This is a genomic window from Streptomyces sp. NPDC021749 (genome assembly GCF_040640655.1).
Classification (GTDB): Bacteria; Actinomycetota; Actinomycetes; order Streptomycetales; family Streptomycetaceae; genus Streptomyces.
The window spans coordinates 74,877-100,299 of the sequence record NZ_JBFACE010000029.1; the positions used below are offsets into that span (position 1 = coordinate 74,877).

Sequence of the window (25,423 nt, forward strand, 5' to 3'; positions counted from 1 at the left end):
GGAAAGCGATCATCGGCCTGGCACGACGGATCAACGGCGCCGCCGCCCACCCCGCGTGCGTCGCCGCAGCGCCCGACAGGGAGGAGAGCGCCGCCATGACCGAGTACGGCCCCCGGCCGGTGGACCGCAGGCTGCCCACGGAGGAAGCCCGCGACCTGATGACGCTCGTGCGAGAGCTCGCCGAGCGTGAGATCAGGCCGACCGCCGCCGAGGAGGAGGACGCCGGCCGCTTCCCCCGCGAGACCTTCCGGCTGCTGTCGGAATCCGGACTGCTCTCGCTGCCCTACGACGAGGAATTCGGCGGGGGCGGCCAGCCCTACGAGGTCTACCTCCAGGTCGTCGAGGAGCTCGCGGCCGCCCGCCTCACCGTCGGCCTCGGCGTCAGCGTGCACACCCTCGCCTGCCACGCCCTCGCCGGCTACGGCACGAAGGAACAGCGCGCCGAACACCTCCCCGCCATGCTCGGCGGCGGCCTGCTGGGCGCCTACTGCCTCTCCGAGCCGTCCTCCGGCTCCGACGCCGCCTCGCTGACCACCCGCGCCGAGCGCGAGGGCGACTCCTGGACCCTGAACGGCACCAAGGCCTGGACCACCCACGGCGGCGTGGCCGACTTCTACACCGTCCTGGCCCGCACCGGCGGCAGCGGCGCCCACGGCATCACCGCCTTCCTGGTCCCCGGAGACGCCGCGGGCCTGAGCGCCGCGGCCCCCGAGCGCAAGATGGGCATGAAGGGCTCGCCGACCGCCCAGCTGCACTTCGACGGCGTCCGGGTCCCCGACGCCCGCCGCGTCGGCGACGAGGGCCAGGGCTTCGCCATCGCACTGTCCGCCCTGGACTCCGGCCGCCTGGGCATCGCCGCCTGCGCCGTCGGCGTCGCGCAGGCGGCGCTGGACGAGGCGCTCTCGTACACCGCCGAGCGCCGGCAGTTCGGCCGCCCCCTGGTGGACTTCCAGGGCCTGCGCTTCATGCTGGCCGACATGGCCACCCAGATCGAGGCCGGCCGCGCGCTCTACCTCGCCGCCGCCCGGCTGCGCGACGCCGGTCTGCCGTTCTCCAAGGAAGCGGCGATGGCCAAGCTCTTCTGCACCGACACCGCGATGCGGGTCACCACCGACGCCGTCCAGCTCCTCGGCGGCTACGGCTACACCCTCGACTTCCCGGTCGAGCGCTATATGCGCGAGGCCAAGGTCCTCCAGATCGTCGAGGGCACCAACCAGATCCAGCGCATGGTCATCGCCCGCCACCTCGCGGGCCCGGAAGGCCGCTGATCCCTTACCAGGCGGGCCGGCGCACCCGGCCCGCCCGTGCTGCCGACACCTCTCACCCCGAACCGGGGTCTGGCCGTCCGCGCGGAGCTGACGTACCGTCAACTCCCCGCCGGGGCCCGTGAGTCCGCGCGGTGACCGGCCTTCCCGAGCGCCCAGGAGGAGAAGTGTCCGACCGTCCCATCGCGCTCGACGAGTACCCGATCCACCAGGTCCCGCTGTCCCTGCGGCACGTCGCCACCGGCGACCGCAACGCCTACGACCGGTGCATCTTCCACGTCCTGGACCACTCGGGCCGGGCCCTGCTGATCGCCGGCCTCGGCGTCTACCCCAACGCCGGCGTCATCGACGCCTACGCCACCCTCCGCCTCGGCGACCGGCTGCACGCCGTACGGGCCTCCGACGCGCTCACCGACGACCGGATGGCGCTCACCGTCGGCCCGCTCACGATCACCGTCGAGGAGCACGCAGTACCGGGGCGACCGGCTGATGCTGGAGGCCCGGCGGTTCGTCCAGGCGGGCACCTGCACCGGCCGCATATCTCACCGGCCCCGCCCGCGAACCCCTGGCACTCACCGCCGAGATCCTCATCTCCTCGCCCCTGGCCGTCGGCGCCGGCTACCCGCCCGCAGACGACTGGCAGCACGGCACCTGGCGCGGCCGCGGCTGGACCGACCGCCGCGTCTACGACATCGAGGACCCGGCGGCACCTCCTCCCCCAAGCTCTCGACTTCGTTCGAGCAGGGGGCGCCCCCTTGCCGCCTACGGCGTCACCGACCACGCCGCCCGCTTCACCCTCGACGGCCGCACCGGATACGGGATCTTCGAACACGGCAGCTTCGGACGCCACGACCCCAGCGGCTTCGCCGACCACGCCGCGGTGGCCCCGGAGGCGGACCGATGAGCACCGCGCCCCGGCCCCGCACCGCCACCCGCGACCCCGACGAGCTGACCTCCCGGCTCACCGCCTGGCTCGGCACCCGGCTCCCCGGCGCCCGCGCCACCGTCCCCGGCTCCAACGGCATGTCCAGCGAGACGCTGCTCTTCGACATCGAGCACCCGGAAGCCCCGGTGCGCCGCTGCGCGCTGCGGCTGGCCGCCGACCCCGCCGCGTACACGGTCTTCCCGCGCTACGACATGGCCCGCCAGTACCGCACCATGCGGCCGGTCGCCGCGCACACCGACCTCCCCGTGCCCCGCACCTTCTGGCTGGAGGAGGACCCGGCGCACCTCGGCGCCCCGTTCTTCGTCATGGCCCGGGCCGACGGCCGGGTGCCGCCGGACGTCATGCCCTATACGTACGAGGGGAGTTGGCTGTCCGCGGCCACCGACGCCGAACGCGACCGGCTGGAGGCCGCCAGCGTCGGGGTGCTCGCCCGGCTCCATGAGCAAGTCCCGCTCCACGAGGCCGACTTCCTGGCCGGTGCCGGAACCGGGAGCGTCCTGCACCGGCACGTCGCGGCCCAACGCACCTACTACGACTGGGTCGTTGCGGGGAAACCCCGCTCACCGCTGATCGAGCGCGGCTTCGTCCGGCTCGCCGACCACTGGCCCGCCGACCCCGGCGAGACCGTCCTGACCTGGGGCGACGCCCGGATCGGCAATATCGTCTACGACGGCTTCGAGCCCGCCGCCGTACTCGACCGGGAAATGGCCGCGCTCGGCCCCCGCGAACTGGACCTGGGCTGGATGATCTACCTCCACCGCTTCTTCCAGGACCTCACGGAAAGCAGCGGCCAGCGGGGACTGCCCGGACTCCTGCGCCGGGACGCCGTCGAGAGCCGCTACGCCCGGCTCACCGGGCACACCCCGCGCGACATGGAATTCCACACCCTCTACGCGGCGCTGCGGCACGCGGTCGTGATGCTGAGAGTGGCCTACCGCCAGGTGCACTTCGGGGAGGTGCCGGTACCGGAGGACGCCGATGCGCTGATCCTCCACCGGGACACCCTGGAGGCGATGATCGAGGGCCGGTACTGGTGAGCCGCTGACGGCCGGGCCCCGGGCCCCGTACGCCCCGCGAGGACGAGGGACCGCCGCGGCCGCCGGACGGCCGCGGGCAGGGCGTCAGGCGCTGCGGCGCATCCGCGGCACCCGCAGCGGACGGGTACCGGGTCCGCCGATGTGCGAGAACGGCTGGCGGCGCCAGTCCAGGCTCTCCGGCAGGGTCAGCAGCACCGCCGCGTCCTGCTCCTGGGCGTCCAGCGTGTCCTCGGCCTCCGGGGCCTCGGCCACCGGACGGCCCGAACCCTGGCACACCGTCAGCCCGAACGGGTTCCAGGGCGACGGGCACAGCGCGTGCTCCGGGAGGGCGTCCTCGTCCGCCAGCAGCGCGATCGGCTGCAGGCAGTCGGGGCAGGTCACCCGGTAGATCTCGAAGGTGTCGAAGGCGTCGAACGCATCGTCGTCGCCGGTGAGGCCGGAACTGTCGCCCTCCTGGGCGTCGATGTTCGCGGCGGCTGAGTCCTGCTGAAGGCGTCGCATGATGTCCATCCCCCTCGGGTGGGCCGCGGGGACCGCTGACTTCCTTGACGGGCGGTCCTGGCCACCACCAGCAATTCCCTTCATGCCGCGCGCATAATCGCGGCCGCCCCACGGACACGGGTTCACACCTGTGGCATTGGTCACACGGGAGGGAGCGAGGGTGTCCACGATCCGGCGCGCGATGCGCATACGCGCCCGCGCACAGTAGGTTGAACGGGTGGAGGAGTTGGACCGACAAATCGTGGATCTGCTCGTCAAGGACGGGCGGATGAGCTACACCGACCTGGGCAAGGCCACCGGCCTGTCCACTTCGGCGGTGCACCAGCGGGTGCGCCGCCTGGAGCAGCGCGGTGTGATCCGCGGCTACGCCGCGATCGTGGACCCGGAAGCCGTGGGCCTGCCGCTCACCGCGTTCATCTCGGTCAAACCCTTCGACCCCAGCGCCCCCGACGACATCGCCGACCGGCTCGCCGAGGTCCCGGAGCTGGAGGCCTGCCACAGCGTCGCCGGCGACGAGAACTACATCCTCAAGGTCCGGGTCGCCACCCCGCTCGAACTGGAACACCTGCTCACCCGCATCCGCACCCTCGCCGGTGTCTCGACCCGCACCACCGTCGTGCTGTCCACCCCGTACGAGTCCCGCCCGCCGCGCATCTGACCGGAGGCACTCCCGGGCGCCCCCTGCGTGCGGAGCGTGCCCGCGCAGGGGCCAGACTGTCCGGTATGAGCGAGCACATCCCCGATCCGGATCCCGCCGGCCCGGCCTCTTCCCGCCCCGGCGCGCCCCGCACCGTCCTGCTGCGCGGCGGTGAGGTGCACAGCCCCGCCGACCCCTTCGCCACCGCCATGGTCGTGGAGGGTGACCGCATCGCCTGGGTCGGCGAGGAGGGCGCGGCCGACTCCTTCGCCGACGGCGTCGACGAGGTCGTCCAGTTGGACGGGGCCCTGGTCACCCCGGCGTTCACGGACGCACATGTGCACACCACGGCCACCGGGCTCGCCCTCACCGGCCTCGACCTGCTCGGCGTCACCTCGCTGTCCGACGCGCTGGCCCGGATCCGGGCCTACGCCGACGCCCGCCCCGCGGACCGGATCCTGCTCGGCCACGGCTGGGACGCCAGCGCCTGGCCCGAGGGCCGCCCGCCGTCCCGCGCCGAACTGGACGCGGCCACCGGCGGCCGCCCGCTCTACCTCACCCGGGTCGACGTGCACTCCGCGGTCGTCACCACCGCCCTGCTGGACCTGGTCCCCGGCATCCGCGACCGCTCCGGCTTCCGCGCCGACGCCCCGCTGACCGGCGACGCCCACCACGCGGCCCGCCGCGCCGCCTTCGCCACCGTCACCCCCGCCCAGCGCGCCGAGGCCCAGGCCGCCGCGCTGGCCCGGGCGGCCGCACTCGGCATCGGCAGCATCCACGAATGCGCCGGCCCGCAGATCTCCGGCGAGGACGACTTCACCGCACTGCTCGCCCTCGCCCGGCAGGGCACCGGCCCCCGCGTGGTCGGCTACTGGGCCGAGCTGGTCGCATCCGCAAAGGACGCCGAGCGGATCCGCGAGCTGGGTGCGATCGGCGCCGCGGGCGACCTGTTCGCCGACGGGTCGCTGGGCTCGCACACCGCCCATCTGCACGCCCCGTACGCGGACGCCGCCCACACCGGCACCGCGCAGCTCGACGCCGACGCGGTCGCCGCCCACGTCGCCGCCTGCACCGAGGCCGGACTGCAGGCCGGCTTCCACGCCATCGGCGACGCCGCCCTGACCAGCGTCGTCGACGGCGTACGGGCCGCCGCCGAGAAGGTGGGAACGGAGCGGATCCGGGCCGCCCGGCACCGCGTCGAGCACGCCGAGATGCTCACCGACGCCACCATCGCCGGCTTCGCCGAGCTGGCCCTCACCGCCTCCGTCCAGCCCGCCTTCGACGCGGCCTGGGGCGGCCCCGACGGCATGTACGCCGCCCGCCTCGGCGCCGAGCGGGCCGCCACCCTCAACCCGTACGCCGCGCTGCTCAGGGCCGGTGTGCCGCTGGCCCTGGGCTCCGACAGCCCGGTCACCCCGCTCGATCCCTGGGGCACCGTGCGCGCCGCGGTCTTCCACCGCACCCCGTCCCACGGCATCTCCGCCCGCGCCGCCTTCACCGCCCACACCCGGGGCGGCTGGCGGGCCGTCGGCCGGGACGACGCAGGTGTCCTGGTGCCCGGCGCGCCCGCCGACTACGCGGTCTGGCGCACCGGCGAACTGATCGTCCAGGCCCCCGACGAGCGGGTGGAGCGCTGGTCCACCGACCCCCGCTCGGGCACCCCCGGCCTGCCCGATCTCACGCCGGGCCGGGACCTCCCGGTGTGCCTGCGCACGGTCGTCGGCGGCCGCACGGTCTTCGGGCCGCCGAACGAGTGACATCGGGCGGGCAGGTCCCCTCGCGGCCCGTGCTTGCCGCTACTCGCCCCACCAGGGGCCGCTCGTTGCTGACCTGGGACGACGCGAAAACGACGCAGGCGGAGCACCTGTTGACAGCAGGCGGTCGGCGGCCGGTAGGTTCGGCCGAGTCCACCACAGGACGTCCGACCGGGAGACCTCCGCGCAGTCGTCGAACGCAGCTGGGCCATGGGGCGGTGCGCCACGGCACACCGCCACTGGGAGCCAGGTCCAGCACCAGCGGTACGGGGCGACGGAGGGTTTCGGCTGGTCGGCAGGTGCGACCCGGGTGGGGCCCGGACGCTCAGTAGACAACGGCTCTCGGTCGACCCGCAGCCAGCGGGTCCCAGGTCGGCCCGAAGGGCGCCCGGGCCCCGATCCGCACCCCTCTCCCGTGTTCTTCACCTTCTGCGCACCCCGCACCCACGATTCCGGTCATCCGATGTACGGTCACCTCACATACGCATGACTGCTGCAGGAAGGCCCGTGACCGTGCCGTCGGGTTCCGACACCACCCAAGAAGCCGTGCGCGGCCCCTCGCCCGGCGGCGCGGCGCCGCCCGCCGCGGCCGACGCCCCGGCCGCCCCCGCGCGCCCGGGCCGGGCCCGCGGCCTGCTGGCCCTGGCCCGCCGGGAGGCGCTGCGCACCGGCCTCGCGGTGGTCTCCGGCGTCGCGCTGGGCCTGGCCTTCCCGCCGTACGACCTGTGGCCGCTGTCGCTGGTGGCGGTGGCCGCGCTGGCCCTGCTGACCCGCGGCCGGACCGCCCGGCAGGGCGCCTGGACCGGGCTCGCCTCCGGGCTGCCGTTCTTCCTGATCCTGCTCAAGTGGCTGCACGTGGTCGGCTGGGACGCGGTGGTGGGCCTCTCGATCGCCGAGGCGCTCTTCATGGCGCTCCTCGGCGCCGGGCTCGCGCTCACCTCCCGGCTGCCGGTCTGGCCGCTGTGGGGCGCCTGCCTGTGGGTCGCCGAGGAATGGGCCCGCGACCGGCTGCCGTTCGGCGGCTTCCCCTGGGGCCGGCTGGCCTTCGCCCACACCGGCTCGCCGTTCACTCCGCTCGCCGCGCTCGGCGGTGCCCCGCTGGTGACCTTCGCGGTCGCGCTGGCCGGCGGCCTGCTGGCGGCCTGCGCGGCCACCCTGTGGGGTCTGCGCGGCAACCCCTCGGTGCGCCGGGCCGTGCCGGCGCTGGAGGCGTTCGGGCTGGCCGCCGCGGTCGCCGCGGCCGGGGTGCTGGTGCCGGTCCCCACGAAGGCCGACGACACCGTCGACATCGCCGTGGTCCAGGGCAACGTCCAGCAGCCCGGTATGGACTTCCTGGGCCGCCCCATGAGGATCCTCGACAACCACGCCACCGCCACCGAGAAGCTCGCCGCCGACATCAAGGCCGGCCGCGCCAAGAAGCCGGACCTGGTCATCTGGCCGGAGAACTCCTCCGACCTCGACCCGTTCCAGTACCCGCAGGCGTACGACCGGATCGACGAGGCGGTCAGGGCGATCGGCGTGCCCGTGCTCGTCGGCGCCCTGGTGGACCACCCCTCCAAGAAGGGCTACGTCTTCAACGAGGGCATCGTCTGGGACCCGAAGAAGGGGCCGGGCGCCTCGTACACCAAGCAGCACCCCGTGCCGTTCGGCGAGTACGTCCCGTTCCGGGAGCAGCTCAGCAAGATCATCACGCGCTTCCAGCGGGTGCCCCGCGACTTCTACCCCGGGGACCACACCGGTCTGCTGCAGGTCGGCCCCGCCAAGCTCGGCGACGTCATCTGCTTCGAGGTCGCCTACGACGAGATCGTGCACGACACCGTCGGCGCCGGCGCCCGGGCCCTGGTCATCCAGACCAACAACGCCACCTACGGGCGCACCGGCCAGCCCGAGCAGCAACTGGCGATGTCCAAGCTGCGCGCCGTCGAGCACGGCCGTGCGGTGGTCACCGCGGCCACCAGCGGGATCAGCGCGGTGGTCGCCCCGGACGGCACGGTCACCCACCGGATCCCGGAATTCACCCAGGGCGTGGTCTCCGCCCGCATTCCGCTGCGGAACGAAACGACGCTCGCCGACCGCGTCGGCGCCGCACCTGAATGGGCGCTCGCTATCGTGGGCCTTCTGTCCTGTGCCGCCGCGGTGATCGGCGGCCGGCGCGGGCGTACGAAGGACGAGAAGGGGCAGCAGTGACAGACGGTCAGCGGCAGTACGGTCCGCTCGGCACCACCTTGGTGATCATCCCGACGTACAACGAGGCGGAGAACATCAAGCCGGTCGTCTCGCGGGTGCGGGCCGCCGTCCCCGAGGCGCACGTGCTCGTCGCGGACGACAACAGCCCGGACGGTACCGGCAAGCTGGCCGACGAACTGGCCGCCGAGGACGAGCAGGTGCACGTCCTGCACCGCAGGGGCAAGGAAGGGCTCGGCGCCGCCTATCTGGCGGGCTTCCGGTGGGGCATCGACAACGGCTACGGCGTGCTCGTCGAGATGGACGCCGACGGCTCGCACCAGCCCGAGGAACTGCCCCGGCTGCTGACCGCCCTCAAGGGCGCGGATCTGGTCCTCGGCTCGCGCTGGGTGCCCGGCGGCCGGACCGTCAACTGGCCCAAGTACCGCCAGTTCATCTCCCGCGGCGGCAGCACGTACTCCCGGCTGGTGCTGGACCTGCCGCTTCGCGACATCACCGGCGGCTACCGCGCCTTCCGCGCGGAGACCCTCAAGGGGCTCGGGCTCGACGAGGTGGCCTCCCAGGGCTACTGCTTCCAGGTCGACCTCGCCCGGCGCGCGGTGCAGGCCGGCTACCACGTCGTCGAGGTGCCGATCACCTTCGTCGAACGGGAGCACGGCGACAGCAAGATGAGCCGGGACATCGTCGTCGAGGCGCTGTGGCGGGTGACGGCCTGGGGCGTCGGCTCCCGGGTGGACAAGCTCCGCGGCCGCTGACCCCGGCGCCGGTGTCCGGACGTGATCCGTTCCCGTCGTCCCGGGGCGGTCCGGCGGGGCGCGCCAGGCACACTTGAGGCATGACGTTCGGAACCATGCCACCGCCGAGTACCCGTCCGCCCCAGCGCTCGCGCGCCCGCAGGTTCGTCCCTTTGGGCATCGCCGCCTGGATGGTGCTGGAGATCTGGCTGCTGACCCTGGTCGCCGGGGCCACCAACGGTCTGACCGTCTTCCTGCTGGTGGTCGCCGGGGTGGTCGCCGGCGGGTACGTGATCAAGCGGGCCGGCCGCCGCGCCTGGCAGAACCTCACCGAGGGCCTCCGGCAACCGGGCGCCGATCCGGCCGCCGCGCAGCCGGCGTCGCCGGGCAACGACCGCCAGGACGGCGGCAATACGCTGCCGATGGCCGGCGGTCTGCTGCTGATGATCCCCGGGCTGGTCTCCGATGTCCTGGGTCTGCTCTGCCTCTTCCCGCCGACCGGCCGGCTGATCCGGCGGCGGGCCGAGAAGCTGCTGAACCGGCAGGTCTCCTACGCTCCGGGGTCGTTCGGTGACGCCTTCCAGCAGGCCCGGATGCACCGGCCGGACGGCAAGGTCGTCCAGGGCGAGGTGATCCGCGACGACGAGCCGTCGGCCCCGCGCCGCCAGGACCCGCCGCTGACCGGCTGAGGAGCCGGGCCGGCGCACGTCGGACACGGCAGTGGCCGGACACGTAAGGGCCGGGGCCACTGCACTTGCGCAGTGGCCCCGGCCCTTACGTGCCGGTGTTGCGGCCGCAGGTCGTGCCGTCAGGCGGACTTGCGGTTGCTGTCGCGCGGATGCACGGCGATGTTCATGGTGCCGGAGCGTAGGACCGCCAGCCGTTCGGCCAGCACCTCCTCCAGCTCCTCGCGGGTGCGCCGCTCCATGAGCATGTCCCAGTGCGTACGCGCGGGCTTACCCTTCTTCTCTTCAGGGCCGTCGCCATCCACCAGGAGCGAGGGCGCGCCGCACACCTTGCACTCCCACTCCGGCGGAATCTCGGCCTCGACCGAGAACGGCATCTCGAATCGATGTCCGTTCTGGCATGCGTACTCCACCGCCTGGCGCGGGGCCAGGTCGATGCCGCGGTCGGTCTCGTAGCTGGTCACCACGAGGCGCGTGCCGCGGAGAGCTCGCTCACTCATGAATCGTGCCTCCCGGGCTTGTCGCCCACAGGACAGGTGTCGCTGTCGTCGTCATCCGGTCAACGTCCGGTCGGCGGTGAAGATTCCCGTAATCGGGACATGTGCGTCGCCCGTCGTGCCGCCCCTTGTTGTACCCACCGGCGCCCGGTTTGTCACATCTGGCAGCAGATGTCACCCAGCGCCTTCCATGCTTGAGCGCGCAGTAACGGTCCGCCTGGTGAGCCAAAGGCGTATACTACCGGCCCGCCTGCCCTGGGGCTAAATCCGGTCAGGTACCGGGTTCCCGGCCGCCGCGATCGCCCGCCTCACCGGCACCCTCGCCAGCAGGACGAACCCGATCACGAAGAAGGCCGCCAGCGACACGATGGCGGCCCGGTAGCTCCCGGACAACTGGTAGGCCATCCCGAAGACCAGCGGCCCCAGCCAGCTCACCCCGCGGTCGCTCATCTCGTACGCGGAAAAGTACTCCGCCTCCTTGCCGCGCGGGACCAGATGCGAGAACAGCGACCGGGACAGCGCCTGGCTGCCGCCCAGGACCAGCCCGATGCCGGCGGCCAGTGCGAAGAACCACACCGGCGCCCGCGCCGGCAGGAAGCAACCGGCCGTGACCGTCACCGTCCAGGCCGCCAGCGAACCCAGGATCGTCCGCCGGGCGCCGTGGCGCCGGGCCAGCCGGCCCATCAGCAGGGCGCCCGCCGCGGCCAGCACCTGCACCAGGAGGACGGCCGTGATCAACGTCGTCTGGTCCAGCCCGAGCTCCTCGGAACCGTAGACCGACGCCTGGGTGATCACCGTCTGCACACCGTCGTTGTAGACGAGATAGGCCAGCAGGAAGGACAGCGTGAGCGGGTGGCGGCGCATGTCGCGCAGCGTCTCCCGGAGCTGGCGCCAGCCCTGGCCGAGCGGACCGCCGCCCGGCGCCGCGGGTCCGGGTCCGGGGTCGGGTCCGGGGGCGGGTCCGGTTCCCGGGGCCGCGGTCGCCCTCCGGTCGCGCAGCCGCCGCAGCGGAATCAGCGAGAAAGCACCCCACCACAGCCCGGCCGACGCCAGACAGATGCGGACCGCGGTGCCCTCGGAGACGCCGAAGGACGCGTGCGCACCGAAGAGGACGAGGTCGGCGACGAGTACCAGCGCCCCGGAGGCGTAGCCGAACGCCCAGCCCCGGGAGGACACCGCGTCCCGTTCCTCGGGCGTCGCGATCTGCGGCAGGAAGGAGATGTAGAGCATCGACGACACCACGAAGGAGACGTTCGCGACGACCAGCAGCGCCCCGCCCAGCAGATAGCGGTCACCGCCCAGGAAGAACATCCCGGTCGTCGCCGCGGCGCCGGTGTACGCGCAACAGCCCAGCAGCGGCTTCTTGCGGCCGGTCCGGTCGGCCAGCGCCCCGGCCAGCGGCATGACCAGCACCGACAGCAGCAGGGACGCCGACACCGTGTACGCGTAGAAGGAGCCGGCGCGCACCGGGACGCCCAGCGGGTGCACGAAGCCGTGCGGGTCCGCCGCGGCCTTGGCCACCGACGTCAGGTACGGCCCCAGGAAGACCGTGAGCACGCTCGTCGAGTAGACGCTGTTCGCCCAGTCGTACCAGTACCAGCCGCGTTGCTCGCGGCGCCGGGCGGCCGTCCCGTCGACGACCCCGGCCACGGCCTCTGCGCTCCCCACGCCCACCCCCGTCTGCCCGTCCCCGTTCACCGTGGACGGCCCGGGGGCGTCAGACCCAGCTCCCCCGCTCGGTCAGCACCGTCCGCAGCGTCTCTATCTGGTCGGTCATGATGCCATCCACCCCCAGGTCGAGCAGGGTGTTCATCCGATCCGCGTCATTGACCGTCCAGACGTGGACCTGCATGCCCAGGGCGTGCGCGGCGCGCAGGAAGAGCGCGTCGACGACCGGGATGCCGGTGTGCCGCTCGGGGACCTGGACGCAGACCGCGCTGCGCCGCACCGCCGCGCCCAGCAGCCGGTCCAGCGGCACCGCCCCGCGCCCGTACGAGCGCATCCGCAGACCGGCCACGCCGCGGGTGCCGAGCGAGCTGGCCATCCGGCCGCCGGCCAGCTGCTGCGCCCGGGCCACCCGGGCCTCCGAGAACGAGCCCACGCACACCCGGTCCCAGGCGTGCGTACGGCGCAGCAGGTCCAGCAGCGGCTCCAGTGCGGACTCCGCCTTGAGGTCGACGTTCCAGCGGGCCTCGGGGAACTCCTCCAGCAGTTCCTCGAAGAGCGGGAGCGGCTCCCGGCCGCCGATCCGCGCCCGGCGCACCGCCCGCCAGGGGAGCTGCGCGATGGCGCCGCGGCTGTCGGTGACCCGGTCCAGGGTCGGGTCGTGGAAGGCCACCAGCTTGCCGTCCGACGTGGTGTGCACGTCGGTCTCCAGATAGCGGTAGCCGAGGCCGACCGCGCGCCGGAAGGCGGCGGCGGTGTTCTCCAGGCCCTCCGCGGCCCCGCCCCGGTGGGCGAAGGCGAGTGGTGCGGGGTGGTCCAGGTAGGCGTGGCGGAGGCGGATCGCGGTGGTCACTCCTGCAGTATCGCGCGCGCAGGTGACGTGCCGGTGCCGGCCACCACACGGGACGGTGCCGGGGCAGGGCCGGCGATCGCGAAGCGGCGGAGGAAGAACTGCGCCAGCGGGCCGATGGCCAGGGCGTAGAGGACCGTGCCGGCCCCGACCGAGCCGCCGAGCAGGAAGCCGGCCGCCAGTACCGTCACCTCGATGCAGGTCCGCACCAGCCGCACCGGGCGGCCGGTGCGCAGATGCAGCCCGGTCATCAGGCCGTCGCGCGGGCCGGGACCGAACCGGGCGGAGATGTACAGGCCGGTCGCCGCGCCGTTCAGGACCACGGCGAAGGCCAGCAGCGGGATGCGGGCGGCGAGGGAGGACGGTTCCGGGACCCAGGCCAGGGTCAGGTCCATCACGACCCCGAGGATCACCACGTTCGACACCGTGCCCAGGCCGGGGCGCTGGCGCAGCGGGATCCACAGCAGCAGGATCAGCGCACCGAAGACGACGGTGACCGTGCCGATCGACAGCCCCGTATGCCGGGATATGCCCTGGTTCAGCACGCTCCAGGGTTCCAGGCCCAGGTCGGCGCGGAGCATCAGCCCCATGCTCACGCCGTACAGCACCAGCCCCGTGTAGAGCTGGACGAGCCGGCGCGCCAGCACTCCGCGCGGCCGACCGGACGTGCTCGTCATGGACACGAAAATTCCCCCTCATGGCAGGATTGGACCGAGGCATGACACCATGTGGCATGTCCGGGCTCGCGAAGGAGAGCCAATTGCGGGAAGGTGGACTGATCTTCATGGCCCAGTGGACTTCAGCCGTCGGCGCGCCCCAACTCGCCCGGCTGCTCCGGTCGCAGGACTCCCGCGAGGTCCAACTCGCGGGCGGCGGCCGCCGGTTGCCCGCCTACCGCGGCCTCGCCGACGGTATCCGCCTCCTCGTCCTCGAAGGCCGGATACCGGTCGCCGCCCGGCTCCCCGCCGAACGCGAACTGGCCGCCGCCTTCGGCGTCAGCCGCACCACCGTCGCCGCCGCCTACGAAGCGCTGCGCGCCGAGGGGTTCCTGGAGTCCCGGCGCGGCTCCGGCAGCTGGACCGCCGTCCCCGCCGGCAACCCGCTGCCCACCCGCGGCCTGGAGCCCCTGCCCCCCGAGGCCGCCGGCTCCATGATCGACCTCGGCTGCGCCGCCCTCCCGGCCCCCGAGCCCTGGCTCACCCGCGCCGTCCAGGCCGCGATGACCGATCTCCCGCTCTACGCCCACACCCACGGCGACTACCCGGCCGGCCTGCCCGTCCTCCGCCAGGCCCTGGCCGACCGCTACACCGCCCGCGGCATCCCCACCATGCCCGAACAGATCATGGTGACCACGGGCGCGATGGGCGCGGTCGCCGCCATCTGCCGCCTCTGCACCAGCCCCGGCGAGCGGGTCGCCGTCGACTCCCCCTCCTACGCCAACATCCTCCAGCTGATGCGGGACGCCGGCGCCCGGCTCGTCCCGGTCGCCCTGGGGGAGCGGCTGGCCGGCTGGGACATCCCCGTCTGGCGCCAGGTGATGCGCGACGCCGCGCCGCGCATGGCGTACGTCGTCGCCGACTTCCACAACCCCACCGGCACCCTCGCCACCGAGGACCAGCGCCGCCGCCTGGTCGACGCGGCACGCTCCGCCGGCACCCTGCTCGTCGTCGACGAGACGATGACCGAGCTCCGGCTCGATGCGGACACCGACGTCCCCCCGCAGGTCTGCTCGTTCGACCCGGCCGGCAGCGCGGTGATCACCGTCGGATCGGCGAGCAAGGCGTTCTGGGCCGGGATGCGGATCGGCTGGGTGCGCGCCGCCCCCGACATCATCCGCAGCCTGGTCGCCGCCCGCGCCTACTCCGACCTCGGCTCACCGGTCCTCGAACAGCTCGCCATCGCCTCCCTGCTGGAGGGCGACGGCTGGGAGCAGGCCGTCGGCATCCGGCGCGAGCAGGCCCGCGAGAACCGCGACGCGATCGTCGCCGCGCTCCACCGCCACCTCCCGGACTGGGAGTTCAGCGTGCCGCACGGCGGCCTCACGCTCTGGGTGCGCACCGGCGGCCTGTCCGGCTCGCGGATCGCCGAGGCGGGGGAGCGGCTGGGCGTACGGGTGCCCTCCGGCCCGCGGTTCGGCGTGGACGGCGCCTTCGAGGGCTTCGTCCGGCTGCCGTTCACGGTCAGCGGGGCGGTCGCCGACGAGGCCGCGGTCCGGCTGGCGGGCGCCGCGCGACTGGTCGCCACCGGCGCACCGGCGGACACCGAACCGCGGCACTCGTTTGTCGCCTGACGGATCGTCAACTAGCTGCCTCTCAAGCCGCGTCACCCCTCCGCGCGCAGCGCCTCCACCGGCCCGCCCCGGGCCGTACGGCACTCACCGCCCTTGACGATCGACACCCGGGGCGCCGGCCCCACCGGCTCGGCGGCGGCCGCCGACGCGTCCTCCGGCGGCTCCTCGCCGGCCGGGACCGCCCGTTCCGGCAGCAGGGCCAGCACGGCCTGCCGGTGCGCCTCGCCGGTCGCCTCGTCGAACGGGTCGGGGGTGGCGGGCACCTGGAGGCGCAGCACCTCGGCGGTCCCCAGCCGTACGTAGCCGCGCCCCGGCGGCACACTCGCGGTCGGCGTGGTGTGCGGCGGCGCCCCGAGCACCGCCCGCACCTCCTCCGCCGTGGCCGGCCCGAGCACCACCCGTGCCTTGGTGTGCGCCCGCACGGCCTCGCCGAGCAGCTCGGCGTTCTCGAACTGCTCCGCCACGACCACCGTCACCTGGGCCGCCCGGCCGTGCCGCAGCGGCACCTGAAGCCACCGCTGCGGATCCTCCCGGCCCTCGGTGGCCGCGAGATGGGTCAGCGCCGACGGCCGGTCCACCAGGATCCACAGCGGCCGCCGGACCTCCTCCGGCACCGGCCGGCCGGCCTGCCGCGCGCGGTTCGCGGTGACCAGCCGCCGCTCGGTCTCCTGCGCGGCCCACTCCAGCGCCGCCACCGCCCCGGCCAGCCCGCTCTCCACGCCCCGCACGCCCCGGCGGCCGGCCAGGCACCCGAAGTCACCGGTGCCGCCGCCGTCCACGACCAGCAACTCGCCGTGCTGCAGCGCCTGCAGCGCGATCGAGCGCAGCAGCGTCGTGGCTCCGGCGCCCGGCGGCCCCATGGCCAGCAGATGCGGCTCCGTCGAGCGCCGGCCGGTGCGCCACACCACCGGGGGCGCGTCGCGGGTCCCCTCTTTACCGTCGACCGGCAGCGTCCGCCGCACGGCATCGGCGTCGGTGAACCCGAGCACCGTCTCGCCCGGCGAGGTGACGAAGCGCTGCGCGGCGATGTCGGCCGGCAGCGGAGCCAGCGCGGTCACGGTCAGCTGGTTGGCCAGCTCGTCCCAGGCGAAGTGGTACTCCCGGCCGCGGCCGAGCTTGGCGTACAGCACCTGCTCGATGCGGACCCGGGACTGGTCCTCACCGTCGGTGAAGTACGGCGGGTACTTCAGCCGGAGCCGCGCCGGCCGCCCGTCCTCGTCGAAGGCGTACTCGGGGAAGGCCCCCGCCCAGTCGCCGCCGGGCGCGTACAGCGGACTCGGGTCGCCCTCGACGGCCAGATAGGGCACCAGCGCCTCGTACAGCGCCCGCAGCCGTGCGGTCTCCGCCTCGCTCGGGCCGGTCTCCGCCACGACGCGTTCCCGCCCCGCCCAGGCCCCCGCGATCATCGTCGCGATCAGCGCCAGCAGCGGTCCGTACGGGACCAGCGCCACGATCAGCACGCACGCGCCGACGAAGAACAGCGCCGGGCCGCGCTGCTCCTTGGGCGTCTCGGCCCACCGCCCCCGGGCGGCCACCGCCAGCCGGCGCAGCCCCCGGCCGATGGTGATCAGCGGGTGGAACACGTCCGAGGCGCCGTCGGCGGCGCTGCGCGCGAGATCGCGCCCGCGGGTGAGGGACACGCTCTGCGCCATACGGGTGAGCGGTACGCGGTCGGTCAGGATGCGGGGCAGAGGGCGCCGGGCCACATCGTCTCCAGGTGCTCGTGCGGTGGTCGGGGGAGCCGGCCGGGCGGCGGGCCGGGGCGGGCGGCGCGTGGCGACCGCCCCGGCCCGCACCCCGGCCGCTGAGAGGGGAGGGGCCCGAAGGGAGGCGACCTCCTTAAAGCTTGATCCCCCCGAGGAGGCTCGCCAGGCTCGCGCCGCCGGCCTTGATGCTCGGCGCGATCGCGGAGCTCGCGAGATAGAACCCGAAGAGCGCGGAGACCAGCGCGTGGGACAACTTGAGGCCGTCTTTGCGGAAGAACAGGAAGACGATGACACCGAGCAGGACGACGCCGGAAATGGACAGAATCATGGGGTGTTCTCTCCTGGGTGGTGGGGACGGTCACCTTGAGTTCTTCCAGCCTCACAGGCCGCATCAAGCCATAAGAAGCCGCAAACGGGTGATTTGTCGTTGAAATTCCCTATATGGGCGCAGCTTCAGGGCGTGTCGCCCCGGCGTGTCCTCCACCACCGCCCGGCAGGGCCGCCGCGCACCCCCTACGGGGCGCGAACCGCTCCCGCCGACCCGGCACAATCGTGGGGTGCCGAAGTCCAAGAAGAAGCCGGCCGGCCCGCCGCGCCGCGCCGCCGCCGTGACCCCCGCCGCGCCCTGTCCCTGCGGCCGCGCCGCCACCTACGGCGACTGCTGCGCCCCCTTCCACCAGGGCGGCGCCGCCGCCCCGACCGCGGAGCGGCTGATGCGCTCGCGCTACAGCGCCTTCGCCGTCGGTGACACCGGCTACCTCCTGCGCACCTGGCACCCGTCCACCCGGCCCGCCGCCCTCGACCTCGAACCGGCGCAGCGCTGGACCGGGCTGGAGATCCTCAAGGCCACCGGCGGCAGCGCGTTCCACGCCGAGGGCACGGTGGAATTCCGTGCGCACTACACCCTGCACGGCCACGCCGACAGCCAGCACGAGCACAGCCGCTTCGTCCGTCAGGACGGTGCCTGGGTCTACCTCGACGCGCTCCCGGACGCCTGAGGGACCCGCGGGCTCAGTCGAGGCCGCGGCCCCGCAGCTGGTCGATCTCCCGGCGGTCACGCTTGGTGGGGCGCCCGGTGCCGCGGTCGCGGAGGCCCATCAGCGGGACCTCCTCGCGGGGCGGGGGCGGCGGGCTGTTGTCGATGAAGCACTCCGCGGCGATGGCCGCGCCCACCCGCTTGCGCACCAGCCGCGAGACCACCACGATCCGCTCCCGCCCGGCGTGCCGCAGCCGCACCTCGTCGCCGCTGCGCACGGCGTGCGCCGGCTTCACCCGCTCGCCGTTGACCCGTACGTGTCCCGCCCGGCAGGCCGCCGCGGCCAGCGAACGGGTCTTGGTGAGCCGCACGGACCAGATCCAGCTGTCGATACGGGTGGTCCCCTCGTCTGAAGCCATACCGAAACTCTAGAACGGCCGGGGGAGGAGGAAAGCGCGCGGCCGGGGCCCGCCCCGGGGAAAGGACCTAGCCGGACTTCTTGGCCGTGCCCCTTTTGGCGGCGCTTTTCCGTGCGGCGCTCTTCTTGGCCGCAGTTTTGCTCGCCGTGCTCTTGGCCGCCGCGCTCTTCGCCGTCGCGCTTTTCGCCGCTCCGGTCTTCGATACCGCGCTCTTCTTCGCCGTGCTCTTCTCCGGTGCGGACTTCGCGGCCGTGGATTTCGCGGTGGTGGACTTCTTGGCCGCGGCCTTCTTCGCCGGCGCCTTCTCGGCCGTCGCCTTTCCCGCCGCCTTCCGCCCCCGGAGCGGGGTCACGGAGGCCGACCCCCGCCCGCCCTCCGCGGCGTCCGTCCGCCCCTCCCGCGCCGCCCGCACGCTCTTCTCCAGCGCCGCGGTCAGATCGATGACCCGGGCGGACGGGCGCGGGGCCGCGGGGGCGACCGGTTCCTCGCCCTCCAGCTTGGCGGTGACCAGCTCCTCCACGGCCTCCCGGTACTCGTCGTGGAGCTCTGCCGGATCCAGCTCGCCCAGGGAGTCCATCAGGGTCTCGGCCAGCGACAGCTCGTTCTCGCGGATCTGCACGTCCTCGGGGGCCACACCGGCGGCCGGCCGGATCTGGTCGGGCCACAGCAGCGCATGCATCACGATCGCCCCCTCGTACGCCCGCAGCATCGCCAGCGACTCCCGGCCGCGCATCGCCACCTTGCCGATCGCGACCTTCCGGTGGTGCTCCAGCGCCTCCCGCAGCAGGGCGTACGGCTTGGTGGCGGCCGCCCCGTTGGGGCCCAGGTAATACGCCTTGTCCAGCTGGAGCGGGTCGATCTCGGCGGGGTCGACGAAGGACAGGATCGTCAGCGTCTTGGACGTCGGCATCGGCAGCCGCGACAGTTCGTCGTCGCTGATCGGCACGATGATGTCGTCGCCCGGCGGCTGATAGCCCTTGCCGACCTCTTCGTTCGGGACTTCCTCGCCGTCGAGTTCGCAGATCTTGCGGTACTGGATCTGCGCGCCGTCCTTTTCGTGAATGCGGACGAAAGAGACGGACGAGGTCCGGTCCGTGGCGCTGTACGTCTTCACGGGGATGGTGACCAGTCCGAAGGAAATTGACCCATTCCAGATAGAACGCATATTTCATCCCTTGTGTGGGATTCTCATCGTATGTCGCCGATCACCATGGTGGAGGGGCGGCGCCTCTCGCTGACCAACCTGGACAAGGTCCTCTATCCGGAGACCGGCACCACCAAGGGTGAGGTGCTGCACTACTGCACCACCACCGCGGACCCGCTGCTCGCGCACCTGGCGGACCGGCCGCTGTCCTTCCTCCGCTATCCCGACGGGCCCGACGGCCAGCGCTTCTTCACCAAGAACGTGCCGCCCGGCACGCCCTCCTGGGTGAAGACCTGCGAGGTCCCCCATTCGACGTCCGGACCCACCCGGCAGGTCGTGATCGACGGCCTCGCCGCACTGGTCTGGGCCGCGAACCTGGTCGTCGAACTGCACACCCCGCAATGGACGTGCCGGGCGCCCGGCATCGCCGACCGGCTGGTGTTCGACCTGGACCCCGGCGAGCCCGCCACCATCGTGGAGTGCTGCCTGGCGGCCCGGTGGCTGCACGCCCGGCTGGCCGCCGACGGCCTGGGCGCGTACGCCAAGACCAGCGGCTCCAAGGGGCTGCACCTCATCGTGCCCATCGAGCCGGCCCCGTCCGAACGGGTCACCGCCTACGCCCGGCACCTCGCCGTCGAGGCCGCCCGGGCCCTGCCCGACCTCGTCACCCACAAGATGACCAGGTCGCTGCGGCCGGGCAAGGTCTTCATCGACTTCTCGCAGAACTCCGCCGCCAAGACCACCGCCGTCGCCTACACCCTGCGCGCCCGCACCACCCCCACCGTCTCCACCCCCGTCACCTGGGCCGAGGTCGCCGACTGCACCGACCCGGCCCAACTCACCTTCCTCTTCAGCGACATCGCCCCCCGCTGCGCCGTCCACGGCGATCTGCTCGCCCCGCTCCTGGACCCCGACCGCGCCCGCCCGCTGCCGGGAGCGACGTAGATTGTCCCCATGATCGAGGGGACATCGGACGACACCATGCAACTGCGCGCCCCCGGCCGGGAGATATCCGCCGGCGAGGCGACCACGGGGGAGGGGGGACCCAAGGGCGGACTGGCCCGCTCCTCGCTCCTGATGGCGGCGGGAACCATGGTGTCCCGCGCCACCGGCCTGTTCCGGAGCGTGCTCCAGGCGGCCGCGCTCGGCACCGGCCTGCTCGCCACCACCTACAACACCGCCAACGTCGTCCCGATGAGCCTCTACACCCTGCTGATCGGCGGCGCGCTCAACTCCGTGCTCGTACCGCAGCTGGTCCGGGCCCGGGCCGAGCACCCGGACGGCGGCCGGGCCCACGAACAGCGGCTGGTCACCCTCGTCCTGAGCGTGCTCGCGGTGGGCACCCTGCTCGCGGTGTGGGCCGCCCCGCAGATCGTCGCGCTCTACACCCCCGACACACCCGCCACCCACGCCGCCTTCGCGCTCACCGTCGTCTTCGCCCGCTTCCTGCTCCCGCAGATCTTCTTCTACGGGCTGTTCTTCATCCTCGGCCAGGTCCTCAACGCCCGCAGCAGGTTCGGCGCGATGATGTGGACGCCGGTGCTCAACAACGTCGTACTGATCGCGATGTTCGGCCTCTACCTCGGGCTGCTGGCCGGTCCCGACCGGATCGAGGACATCACCCCCGGCCAGATCGATCTGCTCGGCCTCGCCACCACCGGCGGCATCGCCCTGCAGGCACTGGCCCTGGTCCCGTTCGTGCGCGCGGCCGGCTTCCGCTTCCGGCCCCGCTTCGACTGGCGGGGCAGCGGCCTCGGCAAGAGCATCGCGGCGGCCCGCTGGACGCTGCTGTTCGTGCTCGCCAACCTGGCCGCGATGACCGTCGTCACGCACTACGCCGGCGCCGCCGACCGGCAACTCCCCACCGGGGGCGTCGGATACACCGCATACAGCTTGGCCCAGACCATCTGGACGCTGCCGCAGTCGATCGTGACCGTCTCGCTGGTGACGGCCCTGCTGCCCCGGATGAGCCGGGCGGTCGCCGAACACCGGCTGGACGACCTGCGCGACGACCTCTCCCGGGCCCTGCGCGTCAGCGGCGTGCTCATCGTCCCGGCCGCCTTCTTCTTCGTCGCGCTCGGCCCGCAGACCGCCCAACTCCTCTTCGCACACGGCTCGGTGGACGCCGCCTCGGCCGCGCCGGCCGGCCACATGCTGCAGGCGTTCGGCCTCGGCCTGATCCCGTTCTCCGCCCAGTACCTGCTGCTGCGCGGCTTCTACGCCTTCGAGGACACCCGTACGCCGTTCTGGACGGCCGCCGGCATCGCCGCCCTCAACATCGTCCTGGCCACCGCCTGCCACCTGCTGCTGCCGGCCCGCTGGGCGGTCACCGGCATGGCCGCCGCCTACACCGTCGCGTACGGGGCCGGGCTGCTGCTCACCGCGCTGCTGCTGCGCCGGCGCCTCTCCGGGCGCCTCGACGGCCGCCGGCTGTGCCGGACCTACGGCAAGCTGGCCGGGGCCGCGGCCGTGGCCGGCGGGGCGGCCTGGCTCGTGGCCCGGGCGTGCTCCGGGGTCGCCGTCCCGCAGTTCTGGGCACCCGTCCTGGCGCTGGCCGCCGGCGGCCTCACCATGGCCCTGCTCTTCCTGGGGCTCGCCCGGCTCCTGAAGGTCACCGAACTGCGCACCCTGCCCGGCCTGCGGTGAGCCGCGGCCGGCCGCTCAGACCGCGTGCGGCCGGCCCCAGGACGCCCGCCCGGCCGCCTCGATCCAGCCGATGACGGCCCGTACCGCGGCGTCGCCCAGCCCCGCGATGTCCGCCACCGCGACCGCGTCCCCGGCCTGCGGTGCGATGCCGGCGGCGGTCAGCGCGGCCTGGAGGTCCAGTCGGCGGCTGTCGGGCAGGGCCACCGGGCCCTGCAGCTGCTCCGCCGGGCCCGGCGGCAACGGCCGGTCGTTGCCCCGCCAGGGCGCGCACGCCACCCGGTCCTCCGGGCGGGGCGGCGGCAGCCGCAGATCGAGCGGGAGCGCGAGGGTGTCCAGGCGGTCCTCGGGGCGCGGCGGGGCGAGCGTGTAAGCCGGTGCCGGGCCGTACGGCGGGGGAGTGGGGCGGTCGAGTGTCATCGGGACCTCCACGGCTCGCGGGAACGCAACAGCTCTGATACCTCTCCGGAAGCGGTGAGCGGAGCGCCCGGTTCCGCCGCGCGCAGGGATTCACCCGTTGGGCCCACCGGGAGCCGGCCGGATCGCCGGGGGCGCCGGCCGCGGAAGTTTTGAAATGAGTGATCCAAAATGCTGTTACAGTCGTGCCCACGCAAGTATTGGAACGTACAGTCCAGAAAGGTGAGGTGGACGGTCGGATGACCATGCCGCGCCCTGTATATGTGCTGGCCGTGGGGGTTTTCGCCATGGTGACCAGCGAGTTCGTGGTGGCCGGGCTGATGCCCCGGATGGCTGACGGGCTGGGGGTGAGCATTCCTCAGATCGGCTATCTCATCACCGCCTTCGCGGTGGCCATGGCGGTCGGCGGCCCCTTCCTCACCGTCGCCGTGATGAGACTCCGCCAGAAGACCGCGCTGATGCTGCTGTTCGGGATATTCCTGACCGGCAACGTGCTGGCCGCCCTCGCCCCGGACTACCGGGTGATGCTGGTGGCCCGGATCGTCACCGGGGTCGCCTCGCAGGCGTTCTTCGGCGTGACCGTCTCGCTCTGCGTCCAGCTGACCCGACCGGAGACCCGCGGCCGGGCCATCGCGGTGGCCATGAACGGACTGATGCTCGGCACCCTGCTGGGCCTGCCGCTGTCGACGGCCGTCGGGGAGCGCCTCGGCTGGCGGGCGGCGTTCTGGGCGATCACCGCCCTCGCCGTACTGGCCGCGCTCGCCACCCTCCTCGGCGTACCGCGTCTCGGCCGGGCCGAGGGCGGCGGCAGCGTACGGGAGGAACTGGCGGCCTTCCGGCAGCCGCGGCTGTGGCTGGTGCTGTCCACCAGCACGCTCATCATCGGCGCGACCTTCGCCGCGTTCAGCTACTTCCACCCGCTGCTCACCGAGGTCACCGGCTTCTCCGCGGGCACCGTGCCGCTGCTGCTCGTCGGTTACGGCGCCGCCACCGTCGTCGGCAACACCGTCGTCGGGCGGCTGGCGGACCGTCACACCGTCGGCGTCCAGGTCGCCGGGCTGGCACTGAACGCGCTGTTCCTCGCCGGCCTCGCCCTCCTCGCGGACCGCGCCGTACCGGCCGTAGCGCTGATGACGGGGATCGGGCTGGTCGGGGTCACGATGAACCCGGCCATGGCCGTACGGGTCCAACGCATCGGAAACGGCGGCCCGTTGGTGAACACCGTGCACTCCTCCTTCATCACCCTCGGCGTCATCATCGGCTCCTCCGCCGGTGGCCTGGCGATCGCCTCCGGGGGTGGCCTGCGAGCCCCCTTGTGGCTCGGCGCAGGCCTGGCGGTCCTGGGCCTCGCCACGCTCCTGCCGGAACGGTGCGCGTTGCGGCGCTTCCCACGTACCTAGCCGTCCCGCCGTGGCCGAGTGCGTGGGCGCAACGCGATGCCGCGGCCGAGTGCGTGGGGTCGTTACCGGATGGCGTAGGAGAAACGGCGCCCCGCCACAGTCGTTCTTAGCGTGGGCCTCATGTCGAGCGCGAGATGGGCCCCTGTCAGAGCCGTGGCCGTTGCGGCCGTTTGTGCCGCCGGACTGCTGGCCGTGCCCGGGCCGGCGCGGGCCGATGGCCCGCACGGCATCGATGATCTGCGGGGCGGGGCCCGCCCCGTGGCCGACGCCGGGAACCGGCTGGACCGGCGCGGGGTGCAGTTCGTGGCCGGGCGGGACGTACCGGAGCCGCCGAAGGTCTCCGCGCTGTCGTGGATGGTGACGGATCTGGAGACCGGCAAGGTGCTGGCCGCCAAGGACGCCCACCGGCCGCTGCCGCCCGCCAGCACGCTCAAGACGCTCTTCGCGCTGGCCGTGCTGCCGAAGTTCTCCCAGGGGGCGGTCCACACCGTCTCGCTGGAGGACCTGGCCGGCATCGAAGCGGGCAGCTCGATGGCAGGGCTCAGGGAGGAGGTGCCGTACCACGTCGCCGATCTGTGGCACGGCGTCTTCCTCAGTTCCGGCAGCGACGCGGTGCACACCCTGGCCGCGATGAACGGCGGCTGGGACAAGACCATCGACGACATGCAGGAGACCGCGCGCCGTCTCGGCGCCCGGGACACCCGGGTGGAGTCCGCCGACGGCTTCGACACCCCGGGGCAGGTGTCCTCCGCCTACGACCTGTCGCTCTTCGGGCAGGCCGGGCTGACCAACCCCGACTTCGCGGAGTTCGCCGCGACGAAACGGGCCCAGCTCCCGCAGGACGGCGGCCCGGACGCGTTCGGCATCCAGAACACCAACCGGCTGCTGGTCGGCTCGCACGGCGTACGGCCGTACGAGGGACTGATCGGGGTGAAGAACGGCTACACGACGCACGCCGGCAACACCCTGATCGCGGCCGCCCGCCGGGACGGCCGGACGCTGCTGGTGACCGCGATGAACCCGCAGTCCGGCGCTCCGAACGCGGTCTACGAGGAGACCCGGGCCCTGCTGGACTGGGGGTTCGAGGTGGCGCCGCAAGCCGCCGCGGTGGCCATGCTGCCGGGCGTCGCCAAGGGGTGGCAGGACACCGGTGCCGAGCACGTCGCCCACCGGCCGCCACCGCTGCGTCCCCTGCAGGTGGCCGGCGCCCGGACGGACGCCGACGACGCGGGCCGCCAGCGGTGGCTGCTGTCGTCGGCCGCGGCCGTCGGGGTGATCGCGGCCGCCGGCCTCGGTACGGGGCTGTGGTGGCGGCGGCGTTCGCGGCGCACGGCGGTGACGGGGGAAGCGGGCACGGAGACGGAGGCGGAGACGGGAACGGAGGCGAAGGCGAAGGCGAAGGCGGAGGCGGGAGCGGGGGCGGACCGGGTGCCGGAGCAGGAGAGTTCCTGACGCGGGACGTCACGAGGCGAACGCGCCCTGCGCATATGGCACGTTTGCCGCGCATATGACACGTTTGCCGTAGATGCCCGCCGGGAGATCGGTCTCGCACAGGTATCCGATAGGTCAGGTATACGGAGGACATCGGATAGCCCTGGCCCGGTGAAGGACGACGCGTCCGTCACGGACCTGCCGCCCGCCGGGCGTTGCTCGGTGTAGCGTCCTGAACAGC

Annotated in this window: 23 protein-coding genes and 1 pseudogene; 14 read left to right on the plus strand and 10 right to left on the minus strand. The window is 73.4% G+C overall.

From position 1 onward, the window contains the following. Positions 1–95 precede the first annotated feature (95 nt). The 3 genes and pseudogenes from AB0G35_RS25790 (at position 96) to AB0G35_RS25800 (ending at position 3,248) form a co-directional block, all read left to right on the plus strand. Positions 96–1,268 (plus strand): acyl-CoA dehydrogenase family protein, encoded by a 1,173-nt coding sequence (locus AB0G35_RS25790; protein ID WP_360954014.1) that lies wholly within the window; start codon positions 96–98, stop codon positions 1,266–1,268. Between the two features lie 164 nt (positions 1,269–1,432). After that, positions 1,433–2,169, plus strand: a pseudogene (locus tag AB0G35_RS25795) (hypothetical protein). After that, a complete protein-coding gene (locus tag AB0G35_RS25800) occupies positions 2,166–3,248 on the plus strand; it encodes a phosphotransferase family protein (protein WP_360954017.1) in 1,083 nt (360 codons plus the stop codon). The pseudogene AB0G35_RS25795 and the gene AB0G35_RS25800 overlap by 4 nt, the downstream one beginning before the upstream one ends. 84 nt (positions 3,249–3,332) lie before the next feature. Here AB0G35_RS25800 and AB0G35_RS25805 read toward each other — a convergent pair whose 3' ends face one another. Continuing rightward, positions 3,333–3,758, minus strand: coding sequence for a hypothetical protein (locus AB0G35_RS25805; RefSeq protein WP_360954020.1), 426 nt, complete (start codon positions 3,756–3,758; stop codon positions 3,333–3,335). Positions 3,759–3,966: 208 nt separating this feature from the next. Between AB0G35_RS25805 and AB0G35_RS25810 the strand changes: the two genes are divergently transcribed. From AB0G35_RS25810 to fxsA, 5 genes are all read left to right on the plus strand, one after another. Next, a complete protein-coding gene (locus AB0G35_RS25810) occupies positions 3,967–4,407 on the plus strand; it encodes an Lrp/AsnC family transcriptional regulator (protein WP_030804095.1) in 441 nt (146 codons plus the stop codon). A gap of 65 nt (positions 4,408–4,472) precedes the next feature. Beyond that, the gene (locus AB0G35_RS25815; protein WP_360954023.1) at positions 4,473–6,143 is read left to right on the plus strand and encodes an amidohydrolase; all 1,671 of its coding nucleotides are present in this window, start codon (positions 4,473–4,475) and stop codon (positions 6,141–6,143) included. Positions 6,144–6,653: 510 nt separating this feature from the next. Continuing rightward, a complete protein-coding gene (gene lnt, locus AB0G35_RS25820; RefSeq protein ID WP_360954111.1) occupies positions 6,654–8,327 on the plus strand; it encodes an apolipoprotein N-acyltransferase in 1,674 nt (557 codons plus the stop codon). Beyond that, a complete protein-coding gene (locus tag AB0G35_RS25825) occupies positions 8,324–9,079 on the plus strand; it encodes a polyprenol monophosphomannose synthase (RefSeq protein WP_360954026.1) in 756 nt (251 codons plus the stop codon). The genes lnt and AB0G35_RS25825 overlap by 4 nt, the downstream gene beginning before the upstream one ends. Before the next feature lie 80 nt (positions 9,080–9,159). Beyond that, positions 9,160–9,747, plus strand: a complete 588-nt coding sequence (gene fxsA / locus AB0G35_RS25830; RefSeq protein WP_360954029.1) for an FxsA family membrane protein — start codon at positions 9,160–9,162, stop codon at positions 9,745–9,747. A 119-nt stretch (positions 9,748–9,866) separates the two neighbouring features. Here fxsA and AB0G35_RS25835 read toward each other — a convergent pair whose 3' ends face one another. The 4 genes from AB0G35_RS25835 to AB0G35_RS25850 all read right to left on the minus strand — a co-directional run bounded on the left by AB0G35_RS25835 (position 9,867) and on the right by AB0G35_RS25850 (position 13,433). Beyond that, positions 9,867–10,244: an RNA polymerase-binding protein RbpA gene (locus AB0G35_RS25835; RefSeq protein ID WP_026170122.1), complete on the minus strand. Its 378-nt coding sequence runs from the start codon at positions 10,242–10,244 to the stop codon at positions 9,867–9,869. A 258-nt stretch (positions 10,245–10,502) separates the two neighbouring features. Next, a complete protein-coding gene (locus AB0G35_RS25840) occupies positions 10,503–11,915 on the minus strand; it encodes an MFS transporter (protein WP_360954033.1) in 1,413 nt (470 codons plus the stop codon). Positions 11,916–11,958: 43 nt separating this feature from the next. Then, complete coding sequence (locus tag AB0G35_RS25845; protein ID WP_360954036.1) at positions 11,959–12,759, minus strand: glycerophosphodiester phosphodiesterase family protein; 801 nt, start codon at positions 12,757–12,759, stop codon at positions 11,959–11,961. Continuing rightward, positions 12,756–13,433, minus strand: coding sequence for a hypothetical protein (locus AB0G35_RS25850; protein ID WP_360954039.1), 678 nt, complete (start codon positions 13,431–13,433; stop codon positions 12,756–12,758). Before AB0G35_RS25850 ends, AB0G35_RS25845 begins: the two co-directional genes overlap by 4 nt. Before the next feature lie 107 nt (positions 13,434–13,540). Here AB0G35_RS25850 and AB0G35_RS25855 point away from each other — a divergent pair, with 107 nt between their 5' ends. Next, positions 13,541–15,046 carry a PLP-dependent aminotransferase family protein gene (locus AB0G35_RS25855; protein WP_360954114.1) on the plus strand — a complete coding sequence of 502 codons (1,506 nt, stop codon included), beginning with the start codon at positions 13,541–13,543 and terminating at the stop codon, positions 15,044–15,046. Positions 15,047–15,078: 32 nt separating this feature from the next. Here AB0G35_RS25855 and AB0G35_RS25860 read toward each other — a convergent pair whose 3' ends face one another. Together AB0G35_RS25860 and AB0G35_RS25865 are read right to left on the minus strand one after the other, a co-directional pair. Next, positions 15,079–16,752, minus strand: a complete 1,674-nt coding sequence (locus AB0G35_RS25860) for a hypothetical protein (RefSeq protein WP_360954042.1) — start codon at positions 16,750–16,752, stop codon at positions 15,079–15,081. A gap of 133 nt (positions 16,753–16,885) precedes the next feature. Beyond that, positions 16,886–17,080, minus strand: coding sequence for a hypothetical protein (locus tag AB0G35_RS25865; RefSeq protein ID WP_030412631.1), 195 nt, complete (start codon positions 17,078–17,080; stop codon positions 16,886–16,888). A 229-nt stretch (positions 17,081–17,309) separates the two neighbouring features. Between AB0G35_RS25865 and AB0G35_RS25870 the strand changes: the two genes are divergently transcribed. Beyond that, positions 17,310–17,750, plus strand: a complete 441-nt coding sequence (locus tag AB0G35_RS25870) for a YchJ family metal-binding protein (protein WP_360954045.1) — start codon at positions 17,310–17,312, stop codon at positions 17,748–17,750. A gap of 13 nt (positions 17,751–17,763) precedes the next feature. Here AB0G35_RS25870 and AB0G35_RS25875 read toward each other — a convergent pair whose 3' ends face one another. Next, on the minus strand, positions 17,764–18,147 hold the full coding sequence (locus AB0G35_RS25875) for an RNA-binding S4 domain-containing protein (protein ID WP_360954048.1): 384 nt from the start codon (positions 18,145–18,147) through the stop codon (positions 17,764–17,766). Positions 18,148–18,214: 67 nt separating this feature from the next. After that, positions 18,215–19,312: a Ku protein gene (locus AB0G35_RS25880; protein ID WP_360954051.1), complete on the minus strand. Its 1,098-nt coding sequence runs from the start codon at positions 19,310–19,312 to the stop codon at positions 18,215–18,217. A 30-nt stretch (positions 19,313–19,342) separates the two neighbouring features. Here AB0G35_RS25880 and ligD point away from each other — a divergent pair, with 30 nt between their 5' ends. Further along, positions 19,343–20,236 carry a non-homologous end-joining DNA ligase gene (gene ligD / locus AB0G35_RS25885; RefSeq protein ID WP_360954054.1) on the plus strand — a complete coding sequence of 298 codons (894 nt, stop codon included), beginning with the start codon at positions 19,343–19,345 and terminating at the stop codon, positions 20,234–20,236. Positions 20,237–20,245: 9 nt separating this feature from the next. Next, complete coding sequence (gene murJ / locus AB0G35_RS25890) at positions 20,246–21,937, plus strand: murein biosynthesis integral membrane protein MurJ (RefSeq protein WP_360954057.1); 1,692 nt, start codon at positions 20,246–20,248, stop codon at positions 21,935–21,937. A 15-nt stretch (positions 21,938–21,952) separates the two neighbouring features. On the opposite strand, the gene AB0G35_RS25895 is transcribed toward murJ, so the two are convergent. Beyond that, on the minus strand, positions 21,953–22,354 hold the full coding sequence (locus AB0G35_RS25895; RefSeq protein WP_360954060.1) for a hypothetical protein: 402 nt from the start codon (positions 22,352–22,354) through the stop codon (positions 21,953–21,955). Between the two features lie 242 nt (positions 22,355–22,596). On the opposite strand from AB0G35_RS25895, the gene AB0G35_RS25900 reads away from it, so the two are divergent. Next, the gene (locus tag AB0G35_RS25900; protein ID WP_360954117.1) at positions 22,597–23,751 is read left to right on the plus strand and encodes an MFS transporter; all 1,155 of its coding nucleotides are present in this window, start codon (positions 22,597–22,599) and stop codon (positions 23,749–23,751) included. A 120-nt stretch (positions 23,752–23,871) separates the two neighbouring features. Continuing rightward, entirely contained in the window at positions 23,872–25,203 is a 1,332-nt protein-coding gene (locus AB0G35_RS25905) for a serine hydrolase (RefSeq protein WP_360954063.1), read from the plus strand. The last annotated feature ends 220 nt before the right edge of the window (positions 25,204–25,423 follow it).

What these genes read in the sequence shown, in the direction of transcription:
- AB0G35_RS25815 (WP_360954023.1), top strand. Translation starts at nt 4,473, where the DNA reads ATGAGCGAGCACATCCCCGATCCGGATCCCGCCGGCCCGGCCTCTTCC.
- murJ (WP_360954057.1), top strand. Translation starts at nt 20,246, where the DNA reads ATGATCGAGGGGACATCGGACGACACCATGCAACTGCGCGCCCCCGGC.
- AB0G35_RS25880 (WP_360954051.1), bottom strand. Translation starts at nt 19,312, where the DNA reads ATGCGTTCTATCTGGAATGGGTCAATTTCCTTCGGACTGGTCACCATC.
- AB0G35_RS25900 (WP_360954117.1), top strand. Translation starts at nt 22,597, where the DNA reads ATGCCGCGCCCTGTATATGTGCTGGCCGTGGGGGTTTTCGCCATGGTG.
- AB0G35_RS25895 (WP_360954060.1), bottom strand. Translation starts at nt 22,354, where the DNA reads ATGACACTCGACCGCCCCACTCCCCCGCCGTACGGCCCGGCACCGGCT.
- AB0G35_RS25855 (WP_360954114.1), top strand. Translation starts at nt 13,541, where the DNA reads ATGGCCCAGTGGACTTCAGCCGTCGGCGCGCCCCAACTCGCCCGGCTG.
- fxsA (WP_360954029.1), top strand. Translation starts at nt 9,160, where the DNA reads ATGACGTTCGGAACCATGCCACCGCCGAGTACCCGTCCGCCCCAGCGC.
- AB0G35_RS25905 (WP_360954063.1), top strand. Translation starts at nt 23,872, where the DNA reads ATGTCGAGCGCGAGATGGGCCCCTGTCAGAGCCGTGGCCGTTGCGGCC.
- AB0G35_RS25865 (WP_030412631.1), bottom strand. Translation starts at nt 17,080, where the DNA reads ATGATTCTGTCCATTTCCGGCGTCGTCCTGCTCGGTGTCATCGTCTTC.
- AB0G35_RS25835 (WP_026170122.1), bottom strand. Translation starts at nt 10,244, where the DNA reads ATGAGTGAGCGAGCTCTCCGCGGCACGCGCCTCGTGGTGACCAGCTAC.
- AB0G35_RS25875 (WP_360954048.1), bottom strand. Translation starts at nt 18,147, where the DNA reads ATGGCTTCAGACGAGGGGACCACCCGTATCGACAGCTGGATCTGGTCC.
- ligD (WP_360954054.1), top strand. Translation starts at nt 19,343, where the DNA reads ATGTCGCCGATCACCATGGTGGAGGGGCGGCGCCTCTCGCTGACCAAC.
- AB0G35_RS25850 (WP_360954039.1), bottom strand. Translation starts at nt 13,433, where the DNA reads ATGACGAGCACGTCCGGTCGGCCGCGCGGAGTGCTGGCGCGCCGGCTC.
- AB0G35_RS25805 (WP_360954020.1), bottom strand. Translation starts at nt 3,758, where the DNA reads ATGGACATCATGCGACGCCTTCAGCAGGACTCAGCCGCCGCGAACATC.
- AB0G35_RS25790 (WP_360954014.1), top strand. Translation starts at nt 96, where the DNA reads ATGACCGAGTACGGCCCCCGGCCGGTGGACCGCAGGCTGCCCACGGAG.
- AB0G35_RS25800 (WP_360954017.1), top strand. Translation starts at nt 2,166, where the DNA reads ATGAGCACCGCGCCCCGGCCCCGCACCGCCACCCGCGACCCCGACGAG.